This is a genomic window from Colwellia sp. F1 (assembly GCF_056238625.1).
Genome location: NZ_JBWDLI010000001.1, coordinates 55835 through 72709, shown reverse-complemented (window position 1 = coordinate 72709; position 16875 = coordinate 55835). Strand labels below are relative to the sequence as shown.

Genomic DNA, 16875 nt, shown 5'->3' with positions numbered 1-16875 from the left:
ACTAAATAAAACCGGTTGATTTATCGCGGGCAAACACACTGCCTGCGCTTTGTATTTGGGCAAAATCAGTACTGGTGGCTTTTGCACCTAAACCGTCAACACCCAGACTAATTTCGCCTTTGCTGACACTAAACAAAAATTTAATAGCCGCATCGTAATGTTTGTTAACTTGCTCTGTTGCGTGCTCGTCGTACAATTTATAACGGGCAATGTTGCAGCACAGCGGTTTTAACGAGTTTGGTGCAACCGTAAGTGGCAAGGTATAGCGGCTTGCTAAGTAGCCGTCCATTTCTGCACTGGCGTCATTAATGGCTTGCTCTATTACCGTGTCGTTTGCTTCGTCGCTATTGTTGCGGTCAGTTAAGTTAACGAGCTCAACAAGCCCAAAGCGGTCGATTAAGTCTTGTTTAGTGCAGTAAGGCATAGCAATTAACCTTGGTTACCATCAGGCACGTGGTTGATCACGTTATCTTGATACCAAGCCCATGCGGCATCACGCTGTGCTGCAGATGGTTTTATGAACTGGGACAATGCACCATGATTATCTTCATCAGGTACACCAACTTCTAATTGGTCACAATTAGGTTTTTTAGTTAACGGCGCTTCGCAGTTCATTAAATGAATTGCAGCAATAGCAGGTTGTAGCTCTGCAGGTGCCGAAGATAAATCAATAACAGTGTCATCAAGCGACGGACCATCAGTATTTAAACCGTTGTCCAAGTTACCGCCATCCACGTTCCCTTGCGACAAATCGTCCGCACCTGGTTCAATCGGGTTTTCAGATTGCACCAACAAGTTTTTATCTTGTTTAATTTTCGCAAGCTGTGCTTCATCAACTTCAACCGTATTTTCGCCTTTGTCGAATGCAATATCTGCACGGCGATAACCTGTGTGCATAGCACTAACAATAACAACGGTAAGAAGAGATTTTTTAAATTCAGCCATTTCATGTTTACTCCAGTTGTTGCTATAAAAAGCAATAAATAAAAAAGGTTGGTAGCTGCGTGATAGGATTTAACAACCACCAACCAAAGGGAGCTACTGTTACTCTGCGGTTACAAGTAGTCAGCCACCAAAATCTCCAGTCTGCCTTTTAACTCGTTAGAGCTATTAGCATCTAGCTCGCGCTCTAATAAGCGTCGGGCGGCTTTTTCTAAGCTAGGCGGTACAACCAATACCGTGGGTTTAATCGCAAGCTTTCGACCACCGTCGGCAGTAAAAGCGCGCATTTTAGCGATAGAATCCCACAAGTTATCGGCGGTTAACTCACGCTTATTGGCAAAGGCCATCTGCCAAAAGCCGTAGCCTGCGGCATCACGACAGTCAACGCCATAGCGAAATTGCTTGCTCATAAACACCGCTTCGTCGTCGGTTTTAGTCATCGCTATTAATTTAGGCGCTTTACGCTCTTGAAAAATAATAGGCTTAATAGCTTTACTGGTGTCAAGTAAGAACCAAGGTTCGCCTGTGTAACTTACGCCGTCGTCAACCATGTTCGCCACAGAGGCATCAACACCACTGCCATCAGCTTCTGGATTTACCGGGTGATCGGTGTCAAAAAAGAATTGACCGTCGTAACACTCAGTTGCAAACCCTGCACTAAGCAGTGGAAATACCATTTCGTCGGGGTGAATGGCGGCAGAGCGACCCATTTCAGAGAAAATAGGCGCGTAAATACCTAAGTTGTCGTCTTCAATGTCGTTGCGATCAACCCCAACGGTTGCTTCATAATCTTCATTAACAATGGTGTAGCCGTGGGCTTGCATTGATTGAATGTCGCGATCCCCTACCCATTTTTTAAGGCTTGGGAATTTACCCAGCCAACCATAGGTGTTACTGGCGGTGGTTGATTTGATGACCGAGGCAATTTTATTAAATTGCGGTTGGGCTTCTGATTTACCTGCTTCAAAATTAGCGTTGTAGCCAGTAAAGAGCGCGGCAATTAGCGCTGGGGTAATAGTCGCCATTATTTAGTTTCCTTTTGTAAGTTTTTTAGAAAGTCTTCATGGCTCATGCCAAGTTGATCTGCTGTGTATTTTTGCTCGACTGTTAACACTGCAACTCCCGTATTGTTACCTGCTGGCTTTTCTCTGCCTTGGGTTTGGGTGGCTTTAAGGGCGGCAATAGCTGGGCGAGCGTCAACCATGGCTTTAAGTGCTGCAAAACCTTGTTGCTTACCAAAGTCAGTTAAATAACTAATTTCAGACTCAAACACTTTGTCGCTATTGTCTTTTAATAGCTGCTCTACTGAGTTGCTATCGCTACCGGCTTTTAAGGCGGCGTAATTAGTGGCAAGTGCGTTGTAGGTGTCTACTGGCACAAATTTACTTAAATCAACACTGTCGTCAGCACTAGCCGCTTTTGCTTTTAGTGCTGTTACTGAGGTTTGTGCGGTGTTTAAGTCTTTTTCAAGTTGGCCGCTTTGGTCAGCTTTTGTTTGCAGCGCTTTTAAAGCGGCTGTACCTTGCGTTAATTGCTCGGGGGTAATGTCAGCATCTGTGGCAACGGTAACGCCAAGTAATGCCAACAATTGAGTTGCTGCGTTCATAGCGGCTCCTGTTTGGTTGGGGTTATGGTTAGAAAGTTTTGAAGTAAGGGCGGTAATAGCGTTCATGCCATCAAGCGCTGGGTTGTTAGTTAATGCCACGTGCATTAGCTTAAGCGGGCGGCCTGTTGTTTTGTCGTAAGAAAATACGGCTGAGGTGTAGCGGTATTCTTTGTTTTTAATAAATTGGGCAGCGGGGGCGGTCCAGTCTACATCTACCGCAAATAAACCTTGCCCTGGTACGTAGTCTAATTTTTTAAACCAACCCGCAGCAGGGGCAGGTTTGCCGTTTTCGTCGCTGTTTAGGGTTTGGTGTTCGTAGTCAAACAATAAATCGTTACTACGTTGTGCCAAATTAGCGTTTAGGCTAGTAAATGCTTGTGCGTCCATTAGCCACTTGCCGCCTTCAACGTCAATTTCTCTGCCGTCAGTTGGGGTAAAGTAACCGTCTGGCAATATTTGCACGCGATTGCTTTGCTCAGTGTTTATGGCTGAGCTGGTAAAGGTTAATGCCGCTAGCGACTCACTGCCATTTGCAGTAATTTGGTTAGTGAGTACAGCAAGCGCTGTTTTTGTGTTTTTAATTTTCATAACGCCAGTATGGCGCTATGACTTTAATTGATGAGATTCAGGGGTATTAATGCGTTTAAGTGCAATGCTTAGAGTAATTAAGAAAAAATACCTATGTAACACTATTGCATAGGCATTTAACACCCGTTTAAATCCTCTTTAAACAGACTTTCTTTTGATTCCTATATCATTTAACGCCAAAACAAAAAGAAGCACTTAAAATGCTTTACAGGCTCTCGTTTTATCGTTAATTATTTAGTTAACGCTATTCAACTTATTCAGGCACTAACGCAATTAAATTACCATCAAAACTATATTTAGCTTTTAACGATTCAACAACAGTGGCATTAAAGCTATTTTTACCACGGTAACTGGTTCGCACTACAATATGGTTTGCTAGCTGCCAGTGTTTAGTTTCAAGGTGCTGGTAGCTGTCGGGGTCATTCATTTTGCTTTTAATTAAACTTTGTAGCCTGAAATGATGGCCGTTCCAACTTGAAAACTGGCTTTTTATTTTATCTTTTTTTATTGTTGCTGGGGATTTATAGGTGCCTTCTAGTTTTTCAATTTGTGCTATTTGTTCCATAACAGATGCTGAGCTGTCAACCTGGCTATAATCAATCGTTTTGTTTTTGTTATCGTTTTTATACGGGCTTTCGTAAGCGGGGAAAAATATGGTTTTTGCAATAACTAATAAGCCAATAATAATAACTAAAATTTTTATTTTATCTTTACTGTTAATTTTTGTGTTTGCTTTGTTCATGAAAAATCATCCTTAATTTGTATTGGTTACCCACCTAGTAAGTGGTCTTGTAATATAGCAAGTATTTCAGTTTCTTCAAATGGTGCTATACCTAAAAATGGCCTTGCTACAATACCGTCTTCTTCACGGCCAAATTGGTGGGTTGCAGCGTACTCTAAATTAGAGCCAAACAGTAGAGTGTGTGCGTCAAGTTGATAGTTTAACGTGTCAGATAAAATGCCGCTTTCTGTTAATACGCGATCTGGCCTTCTTTTTTTGGCTAAGGTTTTTAATGATACTGGGTCCCATGGTTCACCGCTTGGTGCTTGTTGGTCAATAAAACGTTGTTGGGTCGTTTCAATTAAGTATTCACCTATGTCGCGTTGTGCTGTACTAATATCGTCAACATTGGCTAGTAAGTCGTTTAACGCTTGGCTTACCGCTTGGTTGCCTTGTGTGCTAACGTCTAAAAAGCTACCCGCCATTACATACCTGCCATTAAATCAATGTCGGCTTGTGATTGTGCAAGCAAATGCAAGCTTGAATAAACCTCAGCAAATAATACTTGCTCGGTTGCTGGCGCTGTTGCTTCAAGCGCTTGCACCTGTGTTATTTTTTCACTAAAACTAAGCGCTGGGTTGTTAATTACGGTAATGGCGGCGTCAACATTTGCCGTGGTAACCGTTTGTTTTCTTAGTTTATCAAGCATATTCATTAAAGTGTTGCCTCTATTAATTTATCAAAGTATAGCGCTATGCTTTCATCCCATTTTGCTAACGCATCACGGTTAAGTAACCACATAGCGAAGTGCTCTGCGTGCCATTCAACGTGATTAGTTAAACTGTATTTTGTAACCCCTTGGCCAGCAGGTACAGGCATATTAGGTGAGCCTGCTTTAAAGTGTACTTGGTGGCCAATTTCATGCAACCACGTTACTAGCGCGCCGCCGTGCTCACGGCTTTCACTGGCTATACGCACTATATGAGACAACGAGTGTTGTTTGTTACCTTCGTTCATTAACAATATAGCATTTTCTACGGCCTCTGCGAGTTCTTCAAAGTTTACTTTGTTAAAGCGTGTTGAAGCTTTAACTTTAACGACAACGTGATCTTTATTTTGCCAAGTAAAGCCGTTAGTCCGTGATGCATTACGTGTAGTGAAGTAGTGATGTGTTACACGCCCTAGGTTTAAATAGGGCTCAATTTGTGGTGCTAAGTTGCGAGACGCTTTTGTTTTAGCGCCCATTTCAGCCTGCTTTAAAAACACTGTTTTAATGTCGTGCTTTGTTAAAAACTCACCTAGCTGATCTAGTCGCTCTTTAGCGGGTGCAAATTCGTTAAGCTTTTTATTTAAGTTATGTATGTCTACACCGGGTACGCTACTAAAAGCAGTGGGCGCTATACGGGGCGGTGGCGTGTAGGGCTTAGCTTTTTTTATTGCTAGCTGTTGTAAGTTTTGCGTTATGGCTTGTTTATGTGGTGCATAATCAAAGCTTGGGTCAATACCTTTTGGTATTTTATGCTCTTCACCGGTTACTTTGTCTACCCAATTTATAAACTCACGTTTAGGCGCAGCAGTAACTTTTTTACCTTGGCGCTGAAGTTGGGCTTGTGTTCTACCACGTACTTTACATTTGCAGCCCCAACCGTTTTGCGGAAAATGAGTTTGCCAAAATGGGTCGGTTTTGGGTAAAACTAAACCGTCCCATGACAAGTGCATTGGCCTTGGGCTAAGGCTGTCGCCGTGTTGGTATTCCCAGTAGTCAAAATGCTGTAGCTGTTCGTGGCGGCCCGCGTTGTAACTTTGGCGCATGTTGGTTTCGTAAATAACGCGACTGCGCCAATCGTTACTGCCATTATGCTCCCAACCGTGGCGACTTTTAATATTATTAAACTCTTTTTTAAACCATGAAATCGACTTTCCTTCGGCAATGGCCATATCAACCGACTTTCTAAAGTCGTTGAGCAAATCATCTTTCATGGCACCTGCTACCATAAAACCCGTGTTATGCGCCTCTTTCCACAGGTCGTTCCAACGCTCAGTTGGTATATTTAACTTAGTTTGAAAAAAGTCTATTGCTTGGGTAAACGGCAAAGAGCCATAACGTGCGGGCATTACTTACTTTCCTGCTCTACGTCATACATACCGCTAAGCTCACTTGCCATAAAGGCTTGCTGCATTACTTCAGTGGCTTCATCAATGTTTAAATCAAGCTTAGCTAATGACTCACTTAACTCGTCTAACGAAGTAGCGCTCTCAACTAGCTTCTGTACTTCATTGGTAAAAGCACTTACTGATGTAGACATGTTGTTCGCTAATTCTTCATTAAAGTACTCTTGTTGAGTTCTTTCAGCTCGGTCATCAATATCAAGTTGAGCTTTTAACGCGGTAATTTTTTGCAGGGTTTTTAATTGTGGTTGCTTATTGTCGGTTACTTGCTCTTTGGCGGCCGTAACGCCTAAAACCGCTTCATCTTTTTTTGGTAAGGGTATTTGCAACTTATCATGTGCCCAGTGTAGCGGTATTTTAAAGCCTACGTGGGCTAACTTAGGTAACGACTCTGCAAAGGCGGTTAAATCTTCTGCTTCGGTTGTGTCAAACTCAAAACGGGGGCTACGTAATGGCGACTGGTAACTTTTACCGTTTAACGTATACATGGGTAGCACTAAATCACGGCTCAAGGTATTGGCTATTTGTTTTAAGTCACTGTCGCGCAACTCTTTGCGAACTTCGTTATGCACGTTACCTAACGCATTGGTTGAGCTTTTACCGTCTGCTTGGCTTGTTAATGTACCGCCTAAAATGGCTTTAGAGATGGTTTTTTCCATTAGGCCAACCATATATTCAAACGGTTGTTGTGTGCCTTTGGCGGCTTCCTGAAAATCGATTTCCATTCCCTTGGGGATAATCCCCCCTGCATTATGACCTATGCTCATTACTGCATTAAGTAAGGTGTTTTTTTCGTCTTGGCTTGCGCCTGTAGGGTATTTACCCAAGCGCAGTGGTAGGCCGTAAATTTCTAAAAACTCAGCTAAGTCACGCACACTGTAATTTTTAAACAAATAGGGCCACGCTAATACACGGGCTAAACCTGAGCGTGCTAAATAGCCTGATTTAGTTTTATGGGTATGCGATACCCAACCGAACGGCTGCAGTGCTGCACCATTCGCACTGTTATCACGTAAGCGTAGCTCGTTACGGTTTTGCCCAGGCTCTTGCGCAGGATGTGTCATAAACCAACTAGGATCTTTAAAATCAACTGACTCGGGTAGCCAAATGCTACCTGATTTTTTCCAGGTGATTTCTTGATTCGAAAAGCCTTTTAGAATGGCATCAGACGCATCAAAGATCACATCATCTAAAAACAGCATGTCTTCAAAATACTCTTGTAGCATTTCAGTGTCTTTAATTTCGCTAGCGCTGGCATTGCGTGGCGGCACTATTTCCCAGTCTACCCCGAGCAGTGAACGTCGTCGTTTTTGCAATTCAGCAAATACATGACCGTCTTTTTCTTCCATATCTTCTGCGAGTTCACATTGCGCGATAATATTACCTTGCTCTGCACCAAGTAAAATATCAGCAAGTTTTTGTGGGGTTAATGCTCGGCTTGGGTGGTCACTGTAATGAGTGCGTAAATGCCCTAACTTAACATCATCTGATTGTTTGTTTTTAATATGCTTGATGCGAAATTTATTGCCATTGCTGTCTGTTTGAATTGGGTTGTTGTTAGTGGTAACAGCCATCAGTAGGCTCCTTGATCGTAATTTTGCTGACAATCGCCACTGTGGTCGGGGCGCATTTGGTCTTTAAAGGTTTTTTCCGTTTGGTGCCAGGTACCTGCTTTTTGTTCTAATTGGGTAAATTCAATTACGCCACCGTCCATCCAACTTGCGCGTATAGCCATAACTATTGCTACCGCTGTATCACCATGACGCTGACGACCATCACTGCCTTTAGTACTTCCCTTGTCAATTTTAGGTATGCCACGAATAGTTTGAATTTGGTTTAAGTCATCTTGGATGTCTTGGTGACGGGGTATTTCTAAATTAAAGTCTTCAAATTCAGCCTTTAGCTTTGGCATCCATTCCATGTACCATTTGTCGGTTAACATAACTTGTTCAACCATTTCAGTGCCGTAGTGCTCTGCCGCTGCTTCAGCTAAATAGCCACCGTTGCCGGTAGCGTCAAATGCCATACCTTGCAACCTCGGCAATCGGTCACCAATATAAAACAGTATTTCTTTTTGGGCGTCGTAAGTTAAGTTACTCATTTCAAGCAAGAAGGGTACGCGCTTTGTTAAATCTTTATTAATTTGCAGTGGTACGAATACCGATAAGTCGCCCTTTCGGGCAAAATCTTCCCCGAATGCGTGATTTAAGTCGGTTTGAAGTGCCATTAAATGTGGTTTTAATGCCTCAAACCATTCTTTAATTTGCATTTGCTTGTGACGTGCTGACCAGCTTAAAAAGTCTTTGTCTGCAGTAAAACGTAAAATAGGAATATCCGCTTTCATGGCGGCATCAACCAGTACACGTTTTATGTAAACACCGCCACCTTGTTTAGGTACACAAAAGTATTCCTCTAAGGCATCGTCTTCTGTCGCGGTGTCTTTTAATAAACCGTCTTTCCAAGCTTGCTCTTTCTCGGGGCTGTATTGTTCGCCCTTAATTTGGCAAATGCGTTGGTATAGACCCTCACTACACGCATCGTCTAGGGTGATACGATGAACGCTATAGCGTTTTTTACCTGCGCGCGAGTCTTGAATAAGGTTGTTAAATAAGTTGTCGGTGCCATTGTGCGTTGAGATCAAACGTACCTTAGCGCCCCACATAGTAAGCGCCAGTGCGGCTTTAAGCACTTCATCTAATCTGTCATGAAAAGCTGCTTCATCAATGGTTACGTTACCTTGCATACCCCGAAGGTTTGACGGGTTGGAGCTGAGGGCTTGTATTTTAAAGCCTGATGCAAAGTGAATGGCAAAGGTAAGTATTTCTTTACCGTCTTGCCCTGCATCAATAAAAATTTCTTCGCAAATATCACCTGCAGCTTTATCAAACGCTTTAGCCCACATAGCAGCAGCGTCAATAAATTCACGCGCCATTTCTTTGTTAGAGCCAACATAAAAGTGATTAGTGCCATGAGCGCTTTTCGCTTTACTGGCACATAATACAGCGTCAGCTGCTTCTGCCCAGGTTAAACCCGTACGACGAGATTTTTCGGCAATTTTTAACGGTGACTCATCACTTATCCAACGTTTTTGATAACCGAGTAACAGTTCGTTTTCATTGAATGGAGTGAGGCCTTGCGCGAATGAATTCCCGCCTACATTAGCTGTCATTAGGCAATACCTAAAATTTCACGTTTAATGGCGTTAGCACCTGCGCTGGTTAAACCGGCCTGTACTGCTGCATCATCCACTAGTGCCGCCGCTTCTTCTGCAAACGCTTGGCGTATTTCTTTTTCACGCTTGGTTGATTCGGTGGCCGCTTTTTCAAGTTTTTCAATACCTATGGCAAGGTCTTTGATGAATTTTGGGTGTACTGGCTCAGCAGAGTTTGACGCATCTAATACGCTGTCAAAGGCGATAGTGCGTACCATTTCAATGAGTATTTTACTTACGTCACCACTAGGTTTGTCGCCTAATTTAGCTACCCATTGCTCTGATACGGCCCGGGCTTCAGCAATACGTTGCCCAACCGTTTGCATATTGGTTGAGTAGCGATTAATGCCTGATTTACTGAGTTTGTCGTCATCACCTAGCCCTGATTCTTCAATCAGCGCATTTACTTTTTCAAGTATCGCTGACTGGGTAAGCTTGCCATCACGCAAAAGCTGATCTAGTTTGGCTTTGATGTTCTCAGGCAATTGGTGAACCTTAGACGGCTTACCACGGGTTTTACGTTGCTTCATTATTTTTTTCTGCCTCTGCATACATTAAATAGTCACGACGAACCTTTTGAACTTCTTTTTGGAAAGTTTTCCAAACACGCTTAACGTTTGGTTCACTTTTTAAATAGATATCTAAGTAGCCACCCTTGGTTTGATAAGGTTTTCCTGTTTCCTTTTCGGTGTGAGGCTTTATCACTTGGCTTTCTATTTCTGCAGCAACCATTGCTAAAGCTAATTGATGTATAACGCGTTTTTCACCTGCCGAATAAGGTTTAGTTTTAGCCATTGTTTACCCCTTACTTAGCGCGCGGCTTTTTAACACCCGGGCAGGTTGCAATACCTTCAGCAACGTCTTGGCCACGTGAGGTTAAGGTGGCTAATTGATAGCTGGCTACGCTTTCTAACGTTACTAAGCCTTGCTCTTTTAACCAGGCTAAGTGATTAAGTACTTTGTCGTTACTCATTTTATGACCGTACTGTTTGCATGTACTTCGCAGCATTGAATCGTTAGTTTGATAACCGCTCATTGCTGCTAATGCTAATAAAATCGATAGCCGCTCGTGCTCGCTCATAACTTTGTCTATTGCCATTTTTTACTCCAACCTTAAGGGCTTTTTAATTATTTACTTTTTAACTCATTTTCTAACAGCATGTCTGATAGTGTTTTAACTGAAACAAGGCTAGGTTCAATACGTTTAATATCACCACTAAGCTGTTCAATGCGTAGCTCTAACTTATGCGTTAGATCTTTATCTGGAAGATTGCTTATATTGGTTTGAATAAGCAGTACTTCTTTTTCTAGTGCTTCAACTTTTTCATGTTTGGCATAGGTTTTATGTAACACGTAAACAATGAGCCAAAACACGCCGTTGAGTATTAAAAACGCTAAAGGATAATACTTAAGTAACCAAGTCATCATGAGTAAAACCTTTTGTTTTTATGTTCAAGCACGGTTTGGCATTCAATGCAGCGTACAGCGTTAGGGTTAGCAATTAATCTTTGAGTGTTAACTTCAACATCGCAATCAAGACAATAGCGGTGTCCATGCAGTTCATTTGGTTTTTCAATTGGCGCTTTTGCTGCAGCTAAAAACTGTTCTCGTTGACGCTCTTCAAGCTCGCAGGCTTGATCTACTACATCGGTCACGGCTATTCCTTTGGTGTTTGAGCCATAACAGGCTTTTTAATTAATAGTGCGTCAACCAAACCCACTGTTGCACAGTAATCAACACCGAGTTTCACACCTTTTTCAGCTAAACTGATTTTAATTTGAGCACGTATTTCAGGGTTAGTTGAGCCACAATACACACGAGACACATCGCCAAGCTCGTAGCTTGAACAAGCACCAACTATTGCTAATGTTGCTGCTAACAACGTGGTTAATAATACTTTTTTCATATACCTTTTCTCCGTTCTGAGGTGACTTTCCAACGAGGTCCGCCAATTTTTAGCGCGAAATACATCGATTTTGCTTTGAGTTTACTTGCTCCATCTACTCGCATTGCTTCATAAAACATGCGATGTACTTGCTGATGTGATCGCGATTTAGTGACACAGTAAACGTCGTGTATAACGCTTGCTCTACGGTAATGACCATTAAAAGGTGAACCTAATATGAACCAAAATATTCGCGGTATGCTGGCTCCATCAATAATTGAACCTGCAGGAGCGGTCCATTTAGTGTTATTGCTGTCGACAAACGAGAATGTTTCTTGGAGCAACATTTTTCGAGACTCTAGTGATAACCATTGGGTTAACACACGGCCAATAAAATAAGGTGGTTTTTTCTGTGTATTCACAGGGTAACTCCTAATGCTTGTGCGGTTTTTGGTAGTAGGTTGGCTTGGCCTGCTTTGACTTTTTTAACCGCTACGTCAATATCAATAAGGCTGACGCTATCCCAACCTCGTTTAAATTGGTTAGCTTGCTCAGCGCGTAAGTAAATACACGAATAGTTAATAGGTACTTGTTGCAGCGCGTGAAACACTTCAGCACGTAAGCGAGCTTGCCTACCTTCGCGGTAGCGCCTTTTGCTTGGTGTTAAAGACGTACTTGTACCGTTAGGCATTTGAACCACCAAAGGCGGCTATCATTTGGCACTCAACAAGAATGTCTAACGCGCGATCAATCCAACCTTCAATAAAGATTATTTGGCTGTGGTCACTTTGCACTAAGTTGGTGTAATGTTGGCAGCGAATACGGGTTAATTTAGTAATTAAAAACAGGCTAGGTGCAGCAAAAGCGGCAGCAATGGTTTTACTGCCAATAATACCGTCTTGCTTAACGTTAAGTGCTTGTTGCAACGCTTTACGGGCAAAAGTTCCACCTTGATTAACAGCCATGTCAAATAGCACAAAGGCAATGTCTTGCGGCAGTTTATGGCATTGATTAAAGCGCCAATAATCACGGTAATAAATTTGCGATGCTTTGATTGTGGTAAGGTTTTTAATATCAAGGTTCGGATACCAACGGCTAGAGATGCCGTATTTGGTTTCGCCGCCTTGATCAACGGGGTTGCAAACATAGCCACCTTCTTCTTCAAGAAGTCGTACAATGGCCTGACGTGCTACAGCTGGTAGCGAGTCATCGACTATGATTATTTGTTGGGGTTGGTTATTCTTGTTCATGCCGCCAGTATGGCGGCATGGTTAACTTAGGTGAGATTCAACGGGGTTAATGTTGTGTTTTACTTTTATTGTTATTTTTAGTGTCCGTCACTTTTAATCCATCATATGGTGTCCCTAACATTTCAGGCGTAACACTACTTGAATTTTTCTTATATTTAAAAAGTAACGATTCATTTCCGTGCCAATATTCACTTAGCCAAGCAAAGTGATTGAAAATATCTTGATCGCGCTTTCTAAGATTAACCAATAAATAAAATAATTTTCTTTCTATATTAGATAACACACCACTCCAACAATCATAAAGAAGTTCACTATCAAGATCGTTGCGCTTAATACTGATAGCCAAATATTCAAAATAATTAGCAATATATAAACTGTCCCTTAATAATTCTTCATCATCTTCATTAAGATCAGCTCCACCACTCACTCCTAATTTACAAAATGCAATAGCAGTAGCTTCAGATATATACATTTGTCCTTTAACCTTCTTTTGCAAGTTGTTTAGCCGTGATTGATATGTGTCACTTAATCTAGATTGCATAAGGGTGTTAACAGTGTGTTGTCTGCGATGTGCTATTTTTTGTAAAACAGCCTGCGTGAACCATCCTGTTGAAATCAAAACCGAAGAAACTAATACTGATAAAGCTAACAGTAGCTTTTGATCATAACGCAACACATAATAACCCGAAATTATACATGCTATAGAGGCGTTGATTATTATTGGATAGGCTTTAACTAAATCACTTTTTTCACCTACCCACTTAGCTTTTATGACGGGAATAGCACCGGCAAGTATAAGAATTAAAATAAAAGCTTCGCTTATATGATATACATGAGAAGCTAATCCTGGATGGAATATCCGCAATAAAACATCAATAATTAAGCTAAAAATAGCAATGGAAATAGCTACAATACCTTGTGTTCTTGTCATTTACTTCTTCCTTAAATAAAAAAAGCCTGCATTACTGCAAGCTTTAGTTTTAAATCGAATAAGGCTAACCATCACCCCAACCATGAATAGTATACATAAGAACCTCCAAAGATATTAAAACAGTTAGTAAAAATCGCGGCGGACTTTACTAAAGTATAGCCAAGAAAACAAGATAAACTAGTAACCTAATAATTAATTATTTAAACACTTGTTAGTAAATATATATTAAGTACTTAATATATATTTACCATTAACCGCGCATAAAGATCAAGGCTCAACAACAAATAGTTACACTTAATCAAAGTTGAAATTATAACTATTTTACACTCACCAACGGCAAGCCATGAATATAACTGCAATCAAATTGCCCTTTAAACACTGCCTTACAGCCTTGTGGTAAAGGCAGGTTGCAACTAGTACAAGTACCAATAGCCGCTTGGTCGTGTTTAATACGGTCACCATCTATTCGCATGAGGGTCATTAAATATTCACTGGCACTGTCAAAGCCACGGGTGAGCGCTTGGCTATTAAGTTGCTGTTCTTCTGTGCTACTTGCGCTTATTACTAATGATTTAATGGCTAATTCTGCTTTTTTAGCTCGTTGCTTTTGCTTGCGTAAGCGTGCTTGCTCTCGACTTCTTAGTTTTTGCTGTTCAGCATGTTCTTTTTTCATCGTGACACCTTGTTAATTCTTGTGTTTTGCGTGACTGTCACGCTTGTATATTTACTTAAAACAACTGCGGTTGTCGTTTAGCAATAAACAACTGGCGTTGCTCTGCACATATTTGGTAAACCGATTGCTGAGTAAGGTTGTATTTTTTCATCAATTCGCGAATGTTTTGCCCGGTAAAATCGTGATACAAATTAGCATCACGCAGGGCTTTTTTAAGCTTGTCGTTGCGCGGTAAATACACCATACCACCGCCTAAAAAGTGGCTTTGGCGTATAATTAAACGCTTGGCAATACGCCACGCTTCATTATGTTCAAAGCCATCTTCTTTAAGCTCTGCTACGTTTATGGCTATTAAGTCAGCTAGCATTTTAGGCCATGCTTTTTCATCATTGGCCAAGGTGTCGCTATGGGCTAATAAATCATTTAGGTTGTCGGTAGGGATTAAATCAGGATCTAATAATTCTTGCTGGCTCATGCGCTTGCTCCTGTTGGTTTATTTAACTTAAATTTAGCGAGCATTTCTTGTCTTAAACGCTCGTTTTCTTCATCACTTAATTGATGAGACTGTTTTATTTGTGCTCGTCCCATATCACGAGAGCCATTACTACTTTTCATGCCATTTACAGGGTGGTTAAATTGCTCTTTAAGCCCTGTTAATACTTGTTTTAAATAGTTGTGGTTGGCTAATGGCTTAACCGTTTCACCTTGCTGCCTTTTGGTATGAATATTTCTTACCGTGGCATCACAACCTGCCGCTAACAATTGCAAGTTAGCCGTTAATTCAAGGGTTTCGGTTAATAGTTTTAACGCTCTACCGTTGTTTAAATCACTTTTTGCTGGGCGAAACAAACCAATGTATTGCAAAACACTACTGGATATTTTGCTGTTTAGTTTGGCGAGGGTTGCCATTAACTCGCGGCCTGCTTCGTCTTGCACCATGGCGTCAAGGTGTAGCGCACTATGGCATGTTGGGCATCGTCCTAACTTCATAATTCTTTACTTAATCCTGTGGCTTCGTTGTAAATAAAACAAAGGTTTTGATAGCTTTCGCCTTTAGGGCTTTTACCAGATAAAACCGCAGTACAATGACTTAGTGAATCAAAGCGTTTATGTAAACGCAGAGCGCTCCATTTTTCATCAAGCCACTTAATTAACTCACGCTTGTGCCAATTTTTAATGATTTCTAAAACCTTGAAGGCTTGTTGACCATTCAAAAACTGACAATGAAAGCTAATGTTTTCACCGATTGTTTTACGGTTGAGCATACGGCTTATATAGTTATCAAGCGCTTGCTCTGAGGCATCACGCACAAAACCTTGTTTGTGCATGGTTATCCATATTGCACGTATTTTACCGCTTTCAGGCGAAACACTGCGGCTAATGGTTGGTGCTGTTCGTTTGTTAGTAGCTGATTTTTTCTTAATTTGCTTTTTCTTCACAGTGAAGCCTACTGATTTAAAATGTTCAACGACGGCTTCAAGCTCTTTTATACTCATTTTTGAGCAACTACTTTTGCCTGTAATGTCTCTTAATACGCTACGGTAAATGTCTTCATCAAGGTTGAGTTCACGCTTGGCTACGTGCGCTAATTGTATTAAACGGTTTCTCATTTGCTTTTACCTTTTGGCAGTTGGTCGAAGTCTGTAAAGTGACGACGATTTTGCTCAATAGCTTGTTCAAGAGTTTTGTTTTGGGTTTGCATTACATACGCGTTCAACCCCGCTTGGGTAATGCGGTATGCGCTGTATTCTTGCTCTGTTTTTACTTTTTGCATGATTGTTCCTCTGGCTGCTCATCAGTACCCAATAACCACATTGGGCAGACCTAACGTATTGCTACGTTAGGTTTCGCTTACGTTGATTTATAACGCGCTTTCTAGTGCTAAGCGCTTATCCTCTTCAATTTCTTCAATACGTCTTCGCCTTGCTACGGCTGCCATGTCTGATCTGTCTTGCGCTTTTTTACCGCTAGTTTTCTTGGCAAACATCATGGTGATTAATTGCTTTTGTTCATAGGTTCGTTGGCTCATGCGACTTCCTCACGGTTATTGTCGGCGTTGTCTTGTTCAAACTCGCGTAAATTTTCAACCATTAACGTTGTTTGCCCTTCGTGACCAATAACCCACAATAAGGCAGCTATAACCCCATCTTCAAAGGTGGCGTCGTCACACATTACTGTGCCGTGCTTTTCTTGAGCCTTTGTAGCTGCGCCAATTTCTTCAATGATTTCTATACCATGTCTCATGCGGCCTCCTTATGCGCTGGCTATGTCTAGGCTAATTTGTGCCATGGTGTCTTTTTCATTGCGTTGATAAATGCGCAAGTAAGTTTTAGAGCCCGTGATTGATATTGAATCAGCAATGGCCTCCATGGCTTTTAACCACTTTTCATCGTCAATATCTAAACGACGTAACCCTAAAATACGGGTAACTGAAATATTGCCTTCTTTGTCGGTTTGAAAAGCATGTTCAACCAGGGCTTTTATGTTGTCGTTACCACCTTGGGTCCATTCATGTATGCAGCTATCAATAAGTGATTTAGCTACGATTAAGCGCTCGTCGAAAGTGATGTTTTCGTTGATATTGCGCTTAATCATTAGGTTGCCATCAAAGCTAACGAGGCTTGCATTGCCTTTCTTACCGCCAATTTGTTGACCGTAGGTTTGGGCGCTTAGGTCAATAAAGTCTTGAATTTTCATTAACGCTTTTACTTTGAATTGCTGCAGCTGCTTGGCAATAAACTCTGCCTCATTAGCTAATTCTTTTACTAATTCGTCACGCAATAAATCAATTGCATCAATTTTAGATTCAGGTACCAAGTGACCTGCCGCATTAGTTCGATAACCTTCTGGCGCTGTTACTACTTTTTCTACTACTTGATTTGTCATGATTGTTAATTCC

The 16875-nt window shown here is 41.5% G+C and carries 28 protein-coding genes and 1 other RNA gene; all 29 read right to left on the bottom strand.

What is annotated here, in order from left to right:
• Position 1 precedes the first annotated feature (1 nt).
• Positions 2-424, bottom strand: a complete 423-nt coding sequence (locus tag AC0UA9_RS00390; protein WP_475655723.1) for a gp436 family protein — start codon at positions 422-424, stop codon at positions 2-4.
• 5 nt (positions 425-429) lie between these two features.
• Entirely contained in the window at positions 430-945 is a 516-nt protein-coding gene (locus AC0UA9_RS00385) for an HI1506-related protein (RefSeq protein ID WP_475655722.1), read from the bottom strand.
• Between the two features lie 110 nt (positions 946-1055).
• Positions 1056-1967: a Mu-like prophage major head subunit gpT family protein gene (locus AC0UA9_RS00380; protein ID WP_475655721.1), complete on the bottom strand. Its 912-nt coding sequence runs from the start codon at positions 1965-1967 to the stop codon at positions 1056-1058.
• A complete protein-coding gene (locus AC0UA9_RS00375) occupies positions 1967-3136 on the bottom strand; it encodes a phage protease (RefSeq protein ID WP_475655720.1) in 1170 nt (389 codons plus the stop codon). Before AC0UA9_RS00375 ends, AC0UA9_RS00380 begins: the two co-directional genes overlap by 1 nt.
• A 253-nt stretch (positions 3137-3389) precedes the next feature.
• Positions 3390-3878, bottom strand: a complete 489-nt coding sequence (locus AC0UA9_RS00370) for a hypothetical protein (protein ID WP_475655719.1) — start codon at positions 3876-3878, stop codon at positions 3390-3392.
• Between the two features lie 26 nt (positions 3879-3904).
• Complete coding sequence (locus AC0UA9_RS00365; protein ID WP_475655718.1) at positions 3905-4342, bottom strand: phage virion morphogenesis protein; 438 nt, start codon at positions 4340-4342, stop codon at positions 3905-3907.
• Complete coding sequence (locus AC0UA9_RS00360) at positions 4342-4572, bottom strand: hypothetical protein (RefSeq protein ID WP_475655717.1); 231 nt, start codon at positions 4570-4572, stop codon at positions 4342-4344. Before AC0UA9_RS00360 ends, AC0UA9_RS00365 begins: the two co-directional genes overlap by 1 nt.
• A complete protein-coding gene (locus tag AC0UA9_RS00355; protein WP_475655716.1) occupies positions 4572-5972 on the bottom strand; it encodes a phage minor head protein in 1401 nt (466 codons plus the stop codon). Before AC0UA9_RS00355 ends, AC0UA9_RS00360 begins: the two co-directional genes overlap by 1 nt.
• The gene (locus tag AC0UA9_RS00350) at positions 5972-7600 is read right to left on the bottom strand and encodes a DUF935 domain-containing protein (RefSeq protein WP_475655715.1); all 1629 of its coding nucleotides are present in this window, start codon (positions 7598-7600) and stop codon (positions 5972-5974) included. The genes AC0UA9_RS00355 and AC0UA9_RS00350 overlap by 1 nt, the downstream gene beginning before the upstream one ends.
• Positions 7600-9195, bottom strand: a complete 1596-nt coding sequence (locus AC0UA9_RS00345) for a hypothetical protein (RefSeq protein WP_475655714.1) — start codon at positions 9193-9195, stop codon at positions 7600-7602. The genes AC0UA9_RS00350 and AC0UA9_RS00345 overlap by 1 nt, the downstream gene beginning before the upstream one ends.
• Entirely contained in the window at positions 9195-9767 is a 573-nt protein-coding gene (locus AC0UA9_RS00340) for a DUF3486 family protein (protein ID WP_475655713.1), read from the bottom strand. Before AC0UA9_RS00340 ends, AC0UA9_RS00345 begins: the two co-directional genes overlap by 1 nt.
• Entirely contained in the window at positions 9754-10032 is a 279-nt protein-coding gene (locus AC0UA9_RS00335) for a hypothetical protein (protein WP_475655712.1), read from the bottom strand. The genes AC0UA9_RS00340 and AC0UA9_RS00335 overlap by 14 nt, the downstream gene beginning before the upstream one ends.
• A 10-nt stretch (positions 10033-10042) precedes the next feature.
• On the bottom strand, positions 10043-10336 hold the full coding sequence (locus tag AC0UA9_RS00330) for a VpaChn25_0724 family phage protein (RefSeq protein ID WP_475655711.1): 294 nt from the start codon (positions 10334-10336) through the stop codon (positions 10043-10045).
• Between the two features lie 29 nt (positions 10337-10365).
• Positions 10366-10665, bottom strand: a complete 300-nt coding sequence (locus AC0UA9_RS00325) for a DUF2730 family protein (protein WP_475655710.1) — start codon at positions 10663-10665, stop codon at positions 10366-10368.
• Positions 10662-10892 carry a TraR/DksA C4-type zinc finger protein gene (locus tag AC0UA9_RS00320; protein ID WP_475655709.1) on the bottom strand — a complete coding sequence of 77 codons (231 nt, stop codon included), beginning with the start codon at positions 10890-10892 and terminating at the stop codon, positions 10662-10664. The genes AC0UA9_RS00325 and AC0UA9_RS00320 overlap by 4 nt, the downstream gene beginning before the upstream one ends.
• A gap of 2 nt (positions 10893-10894) precedes the next feature.
• Positions 10895-11143, bottom strand: a complete 249-nt coding sequence (locus AC0UA9_RS00315) for a hypothetical protein (protein WP_475655708.1) — start codon at positions 11141-11143, stop codon at positions 10895-10897.
• Positions 11140-11544 carry a DUF1353 domain-containing protein gene (locus AC0UA9_RS00310; protein ID WP_475655707.1) on the bottom strand — a complete coding sequence of 135 codons (405 nt, stop codon included), beginning with the start codon at positions 11542-11544 and terminating at the stop codon, positions 11140-11142. The genes AC0UA9_RS00315 and AC0UA9_RS00310 overlap by 4 nt, the downstream gene beginning before the upstream one ends.
• Complete coding sequence (locus AC0UA9_RS00305) at positions 11541-11813, bottom strand: hypothetical protein (protein WP_475655706.1); 273 nt, start codon at positions 11811-11813, stop codon at positions 11541-11543. Before AC0UA9_RS00305 ends, AC0UA9_RS00310 begins: the two co-directional genes overlap by 4 nt.
• Positions 11806-12372: a glycoside hydrolase family 108 protein gene (locus tag AC0UA9_RS00300; protein WP_475655705.1), complete on the bottom strand. Its 567-nt coding sequence runs from the start codon at positions 12370-12372 to the stop codon at positions 11806-11808. The genes AC0UA9_RS00305 and AC0UA9_RS00300 overlap by 8 nt, the downstream gene beginning before the upstream one ends.
• Positions 12373-12418: 46 nt before the next feature.
• The gene (locus AC0UA9_RS00295) at positions 12419-13303 is read right to left on the bottom strand and encodes a DUF4760 domain-containing protein (RefSeq protein ID WP_475655704.1); all 885 of its coding nucleotides are present in this window, start codon (positions 13301-13303) and stop codon (positions 12419-12421) included.
• 316 nt (positions 13304-13619) lie between these two features.
• Entirely contained in the window at positions 13620-13976 is a 357-nt protein-coding gene (locus AC0UA9_RS00290) for a hypothetical protein (protein ID WP_475655703.1), read from the bottom strand.
• A 55-nt stretch (positions 13977-14031) separates the two neighbouring features.
• On the bottom strand, positions 14032-14451 hold the full coding sequence (locus tag AC0UA9_RS00285; RefSeq protein ID WP_475655702.1) for a Mor transcription activator family protein: 420 nt from the start codon (positions 14449-14451) through the stop codon (positions 14032-14034).
• Entirely contained in the window at positions 14448-14966 is a 519-nt protein-coding gene (locus AC0UA9_RS00280) for a hypothetical protein (protein ID WP_475655701.1), read from the bottom strand. Before AC0UA9_RS00280 ends, AC0UA9_RS00285 begins: the two co-directional genes overlap by 4 nt.
• Complete coding sequence (locus tag AC0UA9_RS00275; protein WP_475655700.1) at positions 14963-15586, bottom strand: gp16 family protein; 624 nt, start codon at positions 15584-15586, stop codon at positions 14963-14965. Before AC0UA9_RS00275 ends, AC0UA9_RS00280 begins: the two co-directional genes overlap by 4 nt.
• Positions 15583-15750, bottom strand: a complete 168-nt coding sequence (locus AC0UA9_RS00270; RefSeq protein WP_475655699.1) for a hypothetical protein — start codon at positions 15748-15750, stop codon at positions 15583-15585. Before AC0UA9_RS00270 ends, AC0UA9_RS00275 begins: the two co-directional genes overlap by 4 nt.
• 8 nt (positions 15751-15758) lie before the next feature.
• Positions 15759-15829, bottom strand: an RNA gene (locus AC0UA9_RS00265) — hammerhead ribozyme type II.
• 8 nt (positions 15830-15837) lie between these two features.
• On the bottom strand, positions 15838-16005 hold the full coding sequence (locus AC0UA9_RS00260) for a hypothetical protein (protein WP_475655698.1): 168 nt from the start codon (positions 16003-16005) through the stop codon (positions 15838-15840).
• Complete coding sequence (locus AC0UA9_RS00255; RefSeq protein ID WP_475655697.1) at positions 16002-16220, bottom strand: hypothetical protein; 219 nt, start codon at positions 16218-16220, stop codon at positions 16002-16004. The genes AC0UA9_RS00260 and AC0UA9_RS00255 overlap by 4 nt, the downstream gene beginning before the upstream one ends.
• Before the next feature lie 9 nt (positions 16221-16229).
• Entirely contained in the window at positions 16230-16862 is a 633-nt protein-coding gene (locus AC0UA9_RS00250) for a DUF3164 family protein (RefSeq protein ID WP_475655696.1), read from the bottom strand.
• Between the last annotated feature and the right edge of the window lie 13 nt (positions 16863-16875).

What these genes read in the sequence shown, in the direction of transcription:
- AC0UA9_RS00250 (WP_475655696.1), bottom strand. Translation starts at nt 16,862, where the DNA reads ATGACAAATCAAGTAGTAGAAAAAGTAGTAACAGCGCCAGAAGGTTAT.
- AC0UA9_RS00390 (WP_475655723.1), bottom strand. Translation starts at nt 424, where the DNA reads ATGCCTTACTGCACTAAACAAGACTTAATCGACCGCTTTGGGCTTGTT.
- AC0UA9_RS00325 (WP_475655710.1), bottom strand. Translation starts at nt 10,665, where the DNA reads ATGATGACTTGGTTACTTAAGTATTATCCTTTAGCGTTTTTAATACTC.
- AC0UA9_RS00285 (WP_475655702.1), bottom strand. Translation starts at nt 14,451, where the DNA reads ATGAGCCAGCAAGAATTATTAGATCCTGATTTAATCCCTACCGACAAC.
- AC0UA9_RS00350 (WP_475655715.1), bottom strand. Translation starts at nt 7,600, where the DNA reads ATGGCTGTTACCACTAACAACAACCCAATTCAAACAGACAGCAATGGC.
- AC0UA9_RS00360 (WP_475655717.1), bottom strand. Translation starts at nt 4,572, where the DNA reads ATGAATATGCTTGATAAACTAAGAAAACAAACGGTTACCACGGCAAAT.
- AC0UA9_RS00260 (WP_475655698.1), bottom strand. Translation starts at nt 16,005, where the DNA reads ATGAGCCAACGAACCTATGAACAAAAGCAATTAATCACCATGATGTTT.
- AC0UA9_RS00280 (WP_475655701.1), bottom strand. Translation starts at nt 14,966, where the DNA reads ATGAAGTTAGGACGATGCCCAACATGCCATAGTGCGCTACACCTTGAC.
- AC0UA9_RS00295 (WP_475655704.1), bottom strand. Translation starts at nt 13,303, where the DNA reads ATGACAAGAACACAAGGTATTGTAGCTATTTCCATTGCTATTTTTAGC.
- AC0UA9_RS00255 (WP_475655697.1), bottom strand. Translation starts at nt 16,220, where the DNA reads ATGAGACATGGTATAGAAATCATTGAAGAAATTGGCGCAGCTACAAAG.
- AC0UA9_RS00365 (WP_475655718.1), bottom strand. Translation starts at nt 4,342, where the DNA reads ATGGCGGGTAGCTTTTTAGACGTTAGCACACAAGGCAACCAAGCGGTA.
- AC0UA9_RS00335 (WP_475655712.1), bottom strand. Translation starts at nt 10,032, where the DNA reads ATGGCTAAAACTAAACCTTATTCGGCAGGTGAAAAACGCGTTATACAT.
- AC0UA9_RS00270 (WP_475655699.1), bottom strand. Translation starts at nt 15,750, where the DNA reads ATGCAAAAAGTAAAAACAGAGCAAGAATACAGCGCATACCGCATTACC.
- AC0UA9_RS00355 (WP_475655716.1), bottom strand. Translation starts at nt 5,972, where the DNA reads ATGCCCGCACGTTATGGCTCTTTGCCGTTTACCCAAGCAATAGACTTT.
- AC0UA9_RS00345 (WP_475655714.1), bottom strand. Translation starts at nt 9,195, where the DNA reads ATGACAGCTAATGTAGGCGGGAATTCATTCGCGCAAGGCCTCACTCCA.
- AC0UA9_RS00380 (WP_475655721.1), bottom strand. Translation starts at nt 1,967, where the DNA reads ATGGCGACTATTACCCCAGCGCTAATTGCCGCGCTCTTTACTGGCTAC.
- AC0UA9_RS00305 (WP_475655706.1), bottom strand. Translation starts at nt 11,813, where the DNA reads ATGCCTAACGGTACAAGTACGTCTTTAACACCAAGCAAAAGGCGCTAC.
- AC0UA9_RS00330 (WP_475655711.1), bottom strand. Translation starts at nt 10,336, where the DNA reads ATGGCAATAGACAAAGTTATGAGCGAGCACGAGCGGCTATCGATTTTA.
- AC0UA9_RS00290 (WP_475655703.1), bottom strand. Translation starts at nt 13,976, where the DNA reads ATGAAAAAAGAACATGCTGAACAGCAAAAACTAAGAAGTCGAGAGCAA.
- AC0UA9_RS00375 (WP_475655720.1), bottom strand. Translation starts at nt 3,136, where the DNA reads ATGAAAATTAAAAACACAAAAACAGCGCTTGCTGTACTCACTAACCAA.
- AC0UA9_RS00340 (WP_475655713.1), bottom strand. Translation starts at nt 9,767, where the DNA reads ATGAAGCAACGTAAAACCCGTGGTAAGCCGTCTAAGGTTCACCAATTG.
- AC0UA9_RS00385 (WP_475655722.1), bottom strand. Translation starts at nt 945, where the DNA reads ATGGCTGAATTTAAAAAATCTCTTCTTACCGTTGTTATTGTTAGTGCT.
- AC0UA9_RS00370 (WP_475655719.1), bottom strand. Translation starts at nt 3,878, where the DNA reads ATGAACAAAGCAAACACAAAAATTAACAGTAAAGATAAAATAAAAATT.
- AC0UA9_RS00300 (WP_475655705.1), bottom strand. Translation starts at nt 12,372, where the DNA reads ATGAACAAGAATAACCAACCCCAACAAATAATCATAGTCGATGACTCG.
- AC0UA9_RS00275 (WP_475655700.1), bottom strand. Translation starts at nt 15,586, where the DNA reads ATGAGAAACCGTTTAATACAATTAGCGCACGTAGCCAAGCGTGAACTC.
- AC0UA9_RS00315 (WP_475655708.1), bottom strand. Translation starts at nt 11,143, where the DNA reads ATGAAAAAAGTATTATTAACCACGTTGTTAGCAGCAACATTAGCAATA.